At 67.2% G+C, this 12,075-nt stretch carries 9 protein-coding genes; 4 read left to right on the forward strand and 5 right to left on the reverse strand.

Features of this window, described 5'->3' with window-relative positions; genetic code table 11:
• The first annotated feature begins 55 nt into the window (after positions 1 to 55).
• The 3 genes from H7I41_RS05000 (at position 56) to H7I41_RS05010 (ending at position 3,095) form a co-directional block, all read left to right on the forward strand.
• Positions 56 to 2,041, forward strand: coding sequence for a fumarate reductase/succinate dehydrogenase flavoprotein subunit (locus H7I41_RS05000; protein WP_264011466.1), 1,986 nt, complete (start codon positions 56 to 58; stop codon positions 2,039 to 2,041).
• A gap of 2 nt (positions 2,042 to 2,043) precedes the next feature.
• Positions 2,044 to 2,796, forward strand: coding sequence for a succinate dehydrogenase/fumarate reductase iron-sulfur subunit (locus H7I41_RS05005; RefSeq protein ID WP_264011467.1), 753 nt, complete (start codon positions 2,044 to 2,046; stop codon positions 2,794 to 2,796).
• A 143-nt stretch (positions 2,797 to 2,939) separates the two neighbouring features.
• Entirely contained in the window at positions 2,940 to 3,095 is a 156-nt protein-coding gene (locus tag H7I41_RS05010) for a hypothetical protein (protein ID WP_264011468.1), read from the forward strand.
• A gap of 6 nt (positions 3,096 to 3,101) precedes the next feature.
• Here H7I41_RS05010 and H7I41_RS05015 read toward each other — a convergent pair whose 3' ends face one another.
• On the reverse strand, positions 3,102 to 3,587 hold the full coding sequence (locus H7I41_RS05015; RefSeq protein WP_264011469.1) for a flavin reductase family protein: 486 nt from the start codon (positions 3,585 to 3,587) through the stop codon (positions 3,102 to 3,104).
• 164 nt (positions 3,588 to 3,751) lie between these two features.
• Between H7I41_RS05015 and H7I41_RS05020 the strand changes: the two genes are divergently transcribed.
• Positions 3,752 to 4,417 (forward strand): GAP family protein, encoded by a 666-nt coding sequence (locus H7I41_RS05020; RefSeq protein ID WP_264011491.1) that lies wholly within the window; start codon positions 3,752 to 3,754, stop codon positions 4,415 to 4,417.
• Between the two features lie 4 nt (positions 4,418 to 4,421).
• Here the strand turns inward: H7I41_RS05020 and pe are convergent, their stop codons facing one another.
• The 4 genes from pe to H7I41_RS05040 all read right to left on the reverse strand — a co-directional run bounded on the left by pe (position 4,422) and on the right by H7I41_RS05040 (position 11,987).
• Entirely contained in the window at positions 4,422 to 5,594 is a 1,173-nt protein-coding gene (gene pe / locus H7I41_RS05025; protein WP_264011470.1) for an acyltransferase PE, read from the reverse strand.
• A gap of 62 nt (positions 5,595 to 5,656) precedes the next feature.
• The gene (locus H7I41_RS05030) at positions 5,657 to 7,432 is read right to left on the reverse strand and encodes an AMP-binding protein (protein ID WP_264011471.1); all 1,776 of its coding nucleotides are present in this window, start codon (positions 7,430 to 7,432) and stop codon (positions 5,657 to 5,659) included.
• Positions 7,433 to 7,503: 71 nt separating this feature from the next.
• Positions 7,504 to 10,500 carry an MMPL/RND family transporter gene (locus tag H7I41_RS05035; protein ID WP_264011472.1) on the reverse strand — a complete coding sequence of 999 codons (2,997 nt, stop codon included), beginning with the start codon at positions 10,498 to 10,500 and terminating at the stop codon, positions 7,504 to 7,506.
• A 65-nt stretch (positions 10,501 to 10,565) separates the two neighbouring features.
• On the reverse strand, positions 10,566 to 11,987 hold the full coding sequence (locus H7I41_RS05040) for a condensation domain-containing protein (protein ID WP_264011473.1): 1,422 nt from the start codon (positions 11,985 to 11,987) through the stop codon (positions 10,566 to 10,568).
• Between the last annotated feature and the right edge of the window lie 88 nt (positions 11,988 to 12,075).

A 12,075-nucleotide genomic window follows, 5' to 3' on the forward strand; every position in this document is an offset into this window, starting at 1 on the left:
ACCCGACCGACAGCGCAATTCGAGACAACAGGACATGGAAGACGAGTGAGGACACATGGCTGAGGCCGAGCTGGAACGGCACGAGTACGACGTCGTCGTGATCGGTGCCGGTGGCGCAGGACTGCGAGCGGTGATCGAGGCCCGCGAGCGCGGCCTGCGCGTCGCCGTGGTGACCAAATCGCTGTTCGGCAAGGCGCACACCGTGATGGCCGAGGGCGGCTGCGCTGCGGCGATGAAGAACGCCAACCCGAAGGACACCTGGCAGATCCACTTCGCCGACACCATGCGCGGCGGCAAGTTCCTGAACAACTGGCGGATGGCCGAGCTGCACGCCCAGGAGGCGCCCGACCGGGTGTGGGAGCTGGAGACCTACGGGGCGCTCTTCGACCGCACCAAGGACGGCCGGATCAGCCAGCGCAACTTCGGCGGCCACACCTACCCGCGGCTCGCGCACGTCGGCGACCGCACCGGCCTGGAGATCATCCGCACCTTGCAGCAGAAGATCGTGTCGCTGCAGCAGGAGGACAAGCGCGAACTCGGTGACTACGAGGCCCGCATCCGGGTCTTCCACGAGTGCTCCATCACCGACCTCGTCCTGGACAAGGGGCCGAGCGACGATCCGAGCGCCGAGCACGAGGCGACCGGGGCGCAAGGCAAGAACGAGGGCAGGATCGCCGGCGCGTTCGGCTACTACCGCGAGACCGGGAACTTCGTGCTGTTCGAGGCGCCCGCCGTGGTGTTGGCGACCGGCGGCATCGGCAAGTCGTTCAAGGTGTCGTCGAACTCGTGGGAGTACACCGGTGACGGCCACGCGCTGGCACTGCGGGCGGGTTCGAGCCTGATCAACATGGAGTTCATCCAGTTCCACCCCACCGGCATGGTCTGGCCGCTGTCCGTCAAGGGCATCCTGGTCACCGAGGGCGTGCGCGGCGACGGCGGAGTGCTGAAGAACTCCGAGGGCAAGCGGTTCATGTTCGACTACATCCCGGACGTGTTCAAGGGCCAGTACGCAGAGTCCGAGGAAGAGGCCGACCAGTGGCTCAAGGACAACGACTCGGCCCGCCGCACCCCTGACCTGCTGCCCCGTGACGAGGTGGCCCGTGCCATCAACTCCGAGGTGAAGGCGGGCCGCGGCACGCCACACGGCGGCGTCTACCTCGACATCGCCTCGCGCATGCCGACCGAGGAGATCAAGCGGCGGCTGCCGTCGATGTACCACCAGTTCATCGAGCTGGCCGAGGTCGACATCACCAAGGACGAGATGGAGGTCGGGCCGACCTGCCATTACGTGATGGGCGGCATCGAGGTCGACCCGGACACCGGGGGCGCCGCCACCGCCGGGCTGTTCGCCGCCGGTGAGTGCTCCGGCGGCATGCACGGCTCCAACCGCCTGGGCGGCAACTCGCTGTCGGACCTGCTGGTGTTCGGCCGTCGCGCCGGTCTCGGCGCCGCGGACTACGTGCGGGCCCTGTCCGACGAGCGGCCGAAGGTTTCGCAGGAGGCGGTCGACGAGGCCATCAAGATGGCACTGGCCCCGTACGACACCCACGAGAATCCGGAGAACCCGTACACCCTGCACGCCGAGCTGCAGGAGTCGATGAACGACCTGGTGGGGATCATCCGCAAGGAGGACGAGATCCAGTCCGCCCTCGACAAGCTCGACGAGCTGCGCGCCCGCGTGCAGAACGTCACCGTCGAAGGCGGCCGGGCGTTCAACCCCGGCTGGCACCTGGCCATCGACATGCGCAACATGCTGCTGGTCAGCGAGTGCGTGGCCAAGGCGGCGATGCAGCGCACGGAGAGCCGCGGCGGGCACACCCGCGACGACTATCCCGAGATGGACTCCAAGTGGCGCAACACGCTGCTGGTCTGCCGCACCGACGACGTCGCGACCGTGGACAAGATGGTGCCGGGCGTGACGGTGGAGGCCGAGGAGCAGGTGCCGATGCGCGAGGACCTGCTCGGCTGCTTCGAACTGTCCGAGTTGGAGAAGTACTACACCGACGGTGAACTCACCGCGCATCCCGAACGGAAGGGCTAGACATGGCTGCCTACACCGCAAACCTGCGTGTCTGGCGCGGCGACGTCAGCGGCGGTGAGCTGCGCGACTTCCAGGTCGAGGTGAACGAGGGCGAGGTGGTGCTCGACATCATCCACCGCCTGCAGGCCACCCAGACCCCCGACCTCGCCGTGCGCTGGAACTGCAAGGCGGGCAAGTGCGGGTCGTGCTCGGCCGAGATCAACGGCCGGCCGCGACTGCTGTGCATGACCCGGATGTCCACCTTCGGTGAGGACGAGACCGTCACCGTGACGCCGCTGCGGACATTCCCGGTGATGCGCGACCTCGTCACCGACGTGAACTTCAACTACGAGAAGGCCCGGGAGATCCCGGCGTTCACGCCGCCGAAGGACCTGCAGCCCGGTGAGTACCGGATGCAGCAGGAGGACGTGAACCGCAGCCAGGAGTTCCGCAAGTGCATCGAGTGCTTCCTGTGCCAGAACGTGTGTCACGTGGTGCGCGACCACGAGGAGAACAAGGAGGCGTTCGCCGGGCCGCGGTTCCTGATGCGCATCGCCGAGCTCGACATGCATCCCCTCGACGTCGCCGACCGTCAGAACATGGCGCAGGAGGAGCACGGCCTCGGCTACTGCAACATCACCAAGTGCTGCACCGAGGTGTGCCCCGAGCACATCAAGATCACCGACAACGCGCTGATCCCGATGAAGGAGCGTGTCGCCGACCGCAAGTACGACCCGGTGGTGTGGCTGGGCAACAAGCTGTTCCGGCGGGGCTAGCGCCGACGTCGTCGCCAATGTGAAACGTGGGCGGAAATCCTCAGGGATTTCCGCCCACGTTTCACTTTCGCGGCCCACCGCCGGGGGCTCATCGGCGTACCCTCGGCAACAGCGGCCAATCAACGACGAAAGGCAGCCAGTCCATGACTCAGATCCACAGCGTCAACGACATTCGCACCGCCATCCGCGAGCTGTCCGCCCGCGCAGCGCTGGCACGCAAAGAGGGCCGGCCCGGCGACGCGGACGAGATCGAGCAGCGGATCCAGCACTACCGCGAGGAACTCGCCGCCCGGCCCTGACGGGCATCAGTCACCCAGCCGCCGGAAGGCGCTGCGGTGGAACACGATCGGCGCCACGTCGTCGTGCACCCGGATGTCGTTGACCCGGAGCACGACAATCGTGTGGTCGCCGGCGGTCACCAGCTGTTCGATGGCGCTCTCCAGCCACACGCTGGTGCCCTCGATGAAGACGGCGCCGGTCTCGGTCGAGACGGTCTGCAGGCCCGCGAAGCGGTCACCGGTCTTGGCAGCCAGGGTGCGGGCGGCGGCGTCGTGGGCCTCCCCCAGCACGCTGATGCCCAACGACGGCAGGCCCTTGAGCTTCGGCCAGGTGGTCGAGCTGTTCTGCACGCAGAACGACACCAGCGGCGGATCCAGCGACACCGGCACGAAGGTGCTGGCCGCCAATCCGACCCGGGCGCCGTCCACCTCGGCGGCGATCGCGATGACACCGGTCGGGAAGTGTCCGAACGCTTCGCGCAGCAAGGCCGGACTCAGGTCTGTGGCGCTCATGTCCTTCCCATCTTCACACAGCGGTCGTCTGTCCATGATGGCCGTCGACGGCGGCGCCGACCACAGTCGCGATCGCCGTGAACGCAAGCCCGCGCGACCGCCGGCGCCCAGCGGATCACGGGGGCGGGAGAAGTCGTCGCGCGGCCGGTAACGTGACGCCGACCATGTGGATACCGCTGCTGATGATGGCCGTAGCGGTCAGCCTGGAACCGTTCCGAATCGGCATGACGGTGCTGATGGTCAACCGGCCCCGGCCGGGCCTGCAGCTGCTCGCCTTCCTCACCGGCGGGTTCGCGATGGGCATCGCGGTGGGCGTGGTGGTGCTGTTCGTCCTTCGGCCCGCGCTGGGCTCCGCGCACTTCACCCTGCCCCGGGTGCAGATCGCCATCGGCGTCCTGCTGCTGGCCAACGCGGCGCTGGTGACGGCCGGCCTGTGGGGCGGTCAGCGCGACGACGGGGCGCCGGGCCGATTCCGGGGACCGCTGGCGACCCGGGCGCGTCAGCTGCTCACCGGCGGTTCGCTGTGGACGGCGGGCGTCGCGGGCCTCGGCATCGCACTGCCGTCCGTCGACTATGTGGCGGCGCTGGCGCTCATCGTCGCCTCCGGCGCCACCGCCTCAGTCCAGGTCAGTGCCCTGGTGTTGTTCAACGTCGTGGCCTTCGCGCTGGTCGAGATCCCGCTGCTGGCCTACGTGGTGGCCCCCGACCGCACCCGCGCCATGCTGGCGGCGCTGTACGACTGGCTGCGGTCCCACGGCCGCCTGGGCGTCGCCGCACTGCTCGCCCTGGTCGGCTGCGTGTTGGTCGGCGCGGGGATCGCCGGACTGTAGGCCGCTACGGCTTCGGCGGGTTGTTCAGCACGAACTGCGCACCGGACAGCAGCTGCGAGATCGGATCGGTGCCGCCGCCGCCGAACGATGCGTCGGTGGACGGCGCGGTGACCTCCGCGGGGTCGTAGCCGTTGACCGGATCCACCGTGATCGGCGCGGTCGCCGGATCGTTGTTGCGCGAGTATCCGGCGTCGACCATGGGCAGCAGGACACTGTCCAGCCTGTTCAGCGTCGGCTCGTCGACCCCGAGGTACTTGAACGCCATCACCAGCGGCAGATGCTGCTCGGGCACCATGTACGACGTCGTCTTCGCACCCTTGGAGTTGACCGTCGTGCGGATGTTGCGCTCCGGCACCTTGATGTTGCTCGGGTCGGTGAACGCCACGGCGGTGTGGCCGGTCGCGAGACCCGCGATCGCGTTCACCACGCTCATCCAGTTGTTGTCCGGCTGATCCGGCCAGTCCGCGATGCTGTCATAGGGCGAGATGAATTGGTGTGTGTCGTACTGACTTTCGACCGGCGCCGGGATGCGGTAGTCCAGTGACGGAACGACGGCGCCGACCGGGAACATCTGGGTCAGGAAGCCCTCGCCGAACGCGTGCTTGCCCACCGGGTCGCCGAACATCGCGAAGCTGAGCTGATCCCGCGGCGGCGCATTCGGGTCGTTCGCGAGCTGCGCCTGCACCTCGTTGAGCACCATCGCGCCCTCGGACAGGCCCATCACCGTGCCCGGCCCGCCCGCCTTGATGGTCGCGATGGTGTGCGGCGCCCCCACGGTGACCGATTCACCGACGCTGGGACCGTCGAGACCCAACCCCGGCAGGATCTCCTCGCCGACCGCGCCGATCCCCGGGAAGAACCGTTCGAGCGTGTGGCCCTGCACCTGCCCCGCCGGGTAGCGGACGATCTGCTTCTGTTCCTGGTTGTCGGGGAACCACTTCTTGCCGGTGTCCATGATGTATTGGTCGTACGGGATGCCCAGCACGTGCGCGCCACCGAGCGCGTAGCCCTTGCCGGGCGTCCCGATCCCCGGCGGCGAAGGTGAGGTGTCGGGCGCCCCGCGATCGGCCGTCCAGCCGGGCTGCGGTTCTTCGGCCGCCGCGGTACCGGTGCCGCCGAAAACGCCTGTGGCACTTACCGCCATCAACGCAGTGACCGAGACGAGAAGCCTCCGCATTACCACTCCCGCCTATGCGTGTGCACTGATCCGAACCCTACCTTGTCTTCCATTCGCCCAGGTCAGGCGTCGAGCCGGACGAACTCGTCCTGCCGGTACTGCTCGACGCACGCTGCGCGCCGGATCTTGCCGCTCGTCGTGGTGGGGATCGAGCCGGGAGGCACCAGGACGAGATCCCCGACGTTGAGGCCGTGGGCGTTGGAGATCGCGGAGGTGACATCGCTCTTGACGCCGCTGAGCCAGTGCCCCGCCTCGACCGTCGACTCGCCGCGCTTCTTCACCTCGATGACGGTGACCAGCTTCTCGGTGCTGTTCACCGGGACCGCGATCGCGGCGACCCGGCCGCCGGTGATCTGTTGCACCGTCGCCTCGATGTCCTCGGGATAATGGTTACGCCCCCGGATGATCAGCAGGTCCTTGATGCGGCCGACGATGAAAAGCGCGCCACCGGAGACGAATCCGAGATCGCCGGTTCGCAGCCATGGCCCTTCGACGGTGCCCGGCGACGGGTCGACGATCGTCGCCCCGAAGCAACGCTGCTCCTCCGGCGGCCTGCTCCAGTAGCCGGACGCGACGTTGTCGCCGTGTACCCAGATCTCGCCGACCACGTCCTGCGCGCATTCCCGGTTGGTGTCGACATCGACGATCCGGACCACAGGTGACTGCGGCAGGATGTAGCTCGCCAACGCGGAGCCGGCTCGGGGGGCACACCGCTTGGCGCGGCCCGCGGACAATTCGTCGACGTCGAAGTGCGCGGCATCCGCCGACTCACTCCAGGTGCCGGTGGCCACGAACACCGTCGCCTCCGCCAGCCCGTACGACGGGCGCAGCATGTGGTCCCGGAAGTCGAAGTGCGCGAACCGGTCTGCGAACCGTTCCAGGGTTGCCGGCTCGACGCGTTCGGCGCCGTTGATGATGCCCACCACCCCGCCGAGGTCGAGTCCGGCGAGGTCGCTGTCCTTGGTCTTGCGGGCGGCCAGGTCGAAGGCGAAGTTGGGCGCCGCGGAGAAGGCACGGGGGTTCTCCGCCAACGCCCGCAGCCACCGGGACGGCTTCTCCAGGAACGCGACCGGGCTCATCAGCGCACCGGGATAGCCGCTCAGGATGGGGGCGCAGACGCCGAGCACCAGACCCATGTCGTGGTAGAACGGCAACCACGACACGAATGTGCCACCGGTGGCCGCGTTCTGAGCATCGGCGAAGAAGGTGCGCATCAGCTGCTCGAAATTCACCTGCAGGTTGCGGTGGGAGATGATGACACCGGTCGGCAACCGGGTCGAGCCCGAGCTGTACTGCAGATAGGCCGTGCTTGGATACCCGGCCGCCTCGAGGCCCGGCCCGTCGGCGGTGACGTCGAGATTCAACGCGTCGACCGCGACGATCTTCGGCGCGGTGTCCATCTGGGACTGATCGACGTAGTCGCCGACGTCCTCGGCGGCAGCGGACGTCGTGAGCACGACCGCCGGACTGGTGTCGAGGAAGACTGAACTCACCCGCTCGTGGCTCGAGCCGCGATGCGGCAGCGGCAGTGGCACCGCGACGAGACCGGCCTGCATGGAGCCCAGGAAGGCAAGGATGTACTCCATGCCCTGCGGGGCGAGGATCACCGCCCGGTCACCCACCGAGGCGTGCAGCCGGATCTCGCGCGCCACGTTCATGGTTCGGCGCGAGAGCTGCGACCAGGTCACGGTCTCGGTGATCCCGGACGGGTCATCGGCGTACTCGGTGAAGGTGAACGCGACGTCGTCGGGCCGCATGCTGGCGCGCCCGTGCAGCATCGACAAGATCGTGGATGCGGGGACATCCGTGTCACTGAAATCCGTGGGGAGCTTCGTCATCCGTACTCCTGATCGCTCCGCTTCGTTCCGAAGCCTTGCATACATCGTGTGTGTGCGCTCGCCGCCCATGGCTAGGCACTCGGTTCCGGTGTTCGAGACACCGTCGGTTGCGCCGCAATTCGCGACGGCCAGAAGTTCGCCCGTCCCAGCAGTGCGGCGATGGCGGGCACCGTGATGGTGCGCACCACGAACGTGTCCAGCAGGATCCCCACCCCGATCACGAAACCGCCCTGGATCACGATGCCGATGCTGGAGAACAACAGACCGGCCATCGAGGCCGCGAAGATCAGACCCGCCGCGGTGATCACACCACCCGTCGAACCGAGGGTGCGGATGATGCCGTATCGCATGCTGTGTGGAGACTCGTCTCGCATTCGTGACACGAGCAGCATGTTGTAATCGGCGCCCACCGCGACCAGCACCACGAACGCCAACGGCGGCACGCTCCAGTGCAATTGCTGGTCGAGGAAGAACTGGAACGTCAGCACGCCGACGCCGATGGCCGCGAAGTACGAGATGACCACGGAGCCGACCAGATACAGCGGTGCGACGACGGCGCGCAGCAGCACCATCAGCGTCAACAGCACCACGATGATGGTCGCGGCGATGATGAACCGGATGTCCTGCTGGTAGTAGTCGCGGGTGTCGCGCAGCGCGACCGGATAGCCGCCCATCGAGATGGTGGCGTCGGCGAGCGTGGTGTTCGGCTGGGCGTCCCTGGCGATGTCACCGATCTGGTTGACCTGGTCCATCGCCTCCGAACTGAACGGGTTCAGCTTGGTCTGCACGAGGTACCGCACCGAGCGGCCGTCCGGCGAGACGTACGCCGCGGCGGCCTTCTGGAAGTCCGGCAGACCCAGCACCTCGGCCGGGATGTTGAAGCCCGCCTGCGCCGGGTCCGCGGCGTTGTTCCTCATCGTCAGCAGGAATGTCGACGCCTCGTTGAGTCCGGCGGCGATCACCTTGAGCTGCTTGACCAGTTCGTCCACTCCGCCTGCCACCTCCCGGCTTCCGCCGGCCAGTTGGTTCGCGCCCTGCTGCAGATCCTTCAGACCCGCCTGCGCACCTCCGGGGGAGTTCAGCCCCATCGCGTTGACCGCCCTGGTGACGTTCGCGAGGGCGCTGTTGAGCTTCTTCACCGTCGCGTTGAGGGTCTGCTTGTCGTCGACGCCCTGGAGCTGGTGTGCGAGGTCGTTGATCTGGTCGAGCCTGCCGTCGTTGTTCGCGTCGTTCAGCCGCTGGAACTGGCTGCGGGTGGCGCTGCAGGAGGGGTTCGCGTCACAGACCTGGTTGTTCTGCAGCGCGGCGAGGACGGGCCCGATCCAGGCGAACATGTCCCTGACGGCGGCGAAGTTGATGCCCATCGAGTTGGCGAGCACGTTGACGCTCTGCACCAGTTTCGCCGCGACCTCGACGTCGCGCACCAGCTTGTCGCCGCCGTAGTCGGTGCGCACCGAGGAGAACGTGTCGACCAGGCTCTGGATGCTCGGTGCGATCTGGTTGATCTGGCCGCGCACCTCGGCGAGCCTGTCGGCCAGTGTGTCGGCGCCGGCGGTCAGCCGGCCGAGATCGCCGCTGCGCTGGCCGATCTGCGCCGAGCCGTCGGCCAGCCGGTCACCGACCAGGCCGGCCTGATACGTGGCCCGGAACTCCGGCGGCACGTCGCCGAGGGGCCGGGTGACGCCGCTGATCAGGCCGATGTCGGGCAGCTGTGCGACGCGCGACGCCAGCTGCTCGAGGTCGGCCAGCGCCCGCGGGTTGCGCAGGTCGTGCGGTGACTGGATGAGGATGTACTCGGGGATCGACTGGCTGATCGGGAAGTGGCGTTCCAGCGCGGTGTACCCGATTGAGCTCGCGGCCGAGGCAGGCACGACCTTGCGGTCGTCGTAGTTGTAGTTCGCGAAGACGGCGATGCCGGCCAGCAGACCCAGCACGAGCACACTCGCCACGAGGTGCGGCACCGGCCTGCGCACGATGCGGATCCCGGAGCGCCGCCAGAACCGCGCGGTCAGTTCACGCCTCGGCTTGACCCAGCCGCGCGGTCCGGCGAGCACCAGGATCGCGGGCAGCAGCGTCAGCCCGGCGAGAAATGCCACCGCGATGCCGATCGCGGCCGACACCCCGACCGTCCGGAACACCCCCATCTGCGTGAAGCTCAACAGCAGGAAGGTCAGGCCCACCGTGGTGGCGGACGCGGTGATCACCTTCCCGATCGAGATCATCGCCGCCTTGACCGCCTGGTCGTAGTCCTTACCCGACCGCAGGTAATCGTGATATCGGCTGATCAGGAACACCGCGTAGTCGGTGCCGGCGCCGGCCATGATCGCGCTCAGGAAGACGATGGACTGGTTCGAGACGCCCCAGCCGGTCAGCTGGGAGAACGACGCCACCACCGCCTGCGCGATCACCAGGGACGACCCGATGGTCACCAAGGGCAGCAGCATCGTGACCGCACTGCGGTAGACCAGCAGCAGCACGGCCAGGACCAGGACGGCGATGGCGATCTCGATCGGCAGCCGATCCTTCTCACCCGCGACGGTGAGGTCGGCGACCGTGGCGGCGGGGCCGGTGAGGTGCACGTCCACCGAACTGCCTGCGACGGCGGTCTTGATGACGTCGGCCACCCGGTTGAACGATTCGAACGCCCGCGGGGTGCCCAATTCGCCTGCGAGACCGACCGGCAGGACCCACGTCGTCTTGTCCTCACTGGTGAGGAACTGACGCAGTTGTGGGGTGCCGACGAAGTCCTGGACCGACACCACGTCCGTCACGTCGTCACGCAGCGCGTCGACGAGCTTTCGATAAGTCGCCTCGTCGGCGGGTTTCAGCCCGTCTTCGTTGATCAACGCCACCAGCAGCAGGTTGTCGTTGCCGGGTTCCTTGAAGGCCTCGGTCATCTTCGCCGCGGTGACGCTCGACGGCGCGTCGCTCGGCAGGATCGCGAGCGGATTCCTCTCCGCCATCTCGCCGAGGGACGGGGACGACAGCGGCAGGACGACCGCCAGTGCGATCCACACCCCGATCACCGCCCACGGCCAGCGCACAACGAGGTCGGCTAGCCGTCGCATGTCGCCCTCATCCTCGCGCCGAATTCGCGCATCGCCGATTTCCCATGGCCATCATTTGCCCGCCGCTATGCGACGCGCCCCCAGTGCCCGGTGTCAGCAACCCGGCTCGTCACCGAGCTCATCGCCTCCATGTATCGCGTCACCGACTTCTCGGCGACGGCGTTGTCCGGATGCATGATCGCCATGACCGTGCCCTCGCCGTACCGGAAGATGTAGATCGTCAACTGGTAGGAGAACCGGTTGTCGGGATACATGCCGATGTTGTTCGCCAGGCCCATCTCGCCGGCCGCGAGAATGGCGTTTAGCGGTGCCGCGCCACCGTGCAAGAAGTTCGACACCGGGAAGTTCGGCCGCGGCCAGTTGAGCCACGGCGCCAGTTCCAGGACCCGGTAGTACGGCACCCTCGCCATGTCCAGGCCCGAGTCGAATGACGTCTGCGCTGAGCCCGCGGCATCGCTGAAGGAGGTCGCCGCGATCGGCACCGTGATCGGTATCAGGCCGGTGAACCAGCCCTGGGTCATGAAATTGTCGCCACCGGTGCGGGAATCCCTCGGGGTGAGCCCGTAGTACGTCAGCGCACCGGTGAATTCGTGCTCCACCAGGCCAAGGCAGGCGAACAGTCCGCCGACGAACCGGGCCCCCGCGGCGCTGCAGGCCGATTCGAACCGATCCGTCTGAGCCGCGTCCATCAAGACCTGAGAGGACCAGGCGCTGCTCATCGACTCGTTCGGATCACCGAGCGGCAGGGGGAATTCCGGGAAGCCGTCACTGTTGTCCTCGGCGAACTCGATCCACGCACGCACGCCGGGCGAATCCAGCGTCAACGTCGAGGTGAACTCACGCTCGCGAACACAGAAATCGTCGAAGCTGCCGGCGTCGGGCAGCGTGAGTGCCTGACCGGTGCCACTCATGGCGGAGTACATGCCGTTGGCTTCCATCATGGTCGTGCCGATAAGGGTGGCGTCTCCGTGCACGTGATCCATGGCGGCGAAGAACGTGAAGTGGTCTTCGTGCTGGACGATCCCGAACGTGAAGCAGGCCCACTCCAGCGGATTCGGGATTGCCACGACGTGGTCGCGGATCTCTTCGACCGTCATCTCGCCCTGATCGACCGGCATGAATTCGATGGCGTCCGGATTTTCGATAGCGTGCCTAATGAATTTGCCAGAATCGATCTGCTCGAACCAGCTCCGGAAGGTGTCGTGTCGCCGGATGTAAGAGTTGACGGCATGGTCCATCGCGGCTATGTCGCACGTGCCCGCCACCTCGCAGCTGGCGATGATCTGCCGGGAGAAGTTGAGGCCCGCAGCCTCCCGTTCGCAGTAGTTACGAAGGTGCTGGCTCTGCATGTAGCTAACCGGCACCGAGCTGACCGGAGCGCGGCTCGCTGTTTCCTGAGCGGCGGCCGTCGGATGCCAGGAAGTGACCGATCCCGGACTCAGTGACCATTCACCAAGTGCGCCAACAGTTATCTTCCCGATGCGCAAAACCCGGTCCCTTCGCTCACTTCTCCTCGGCCCGATTTCCGGGCTCGGCAAATCGTGCCGCGGCATCAACGTACCCGAGGTTCGGCCG

Source organism: [Mycobacterium] manitobense (assembly GCF_025821665.1).
In the GTDB taxonomy this organism is placed as follows: Bacteria; Actinomycetota; Actinomycetes; order Mycobacteriales; family Mycobacteriaceae; genus Mycobacterium; species Mycobacterium arseniciresistens.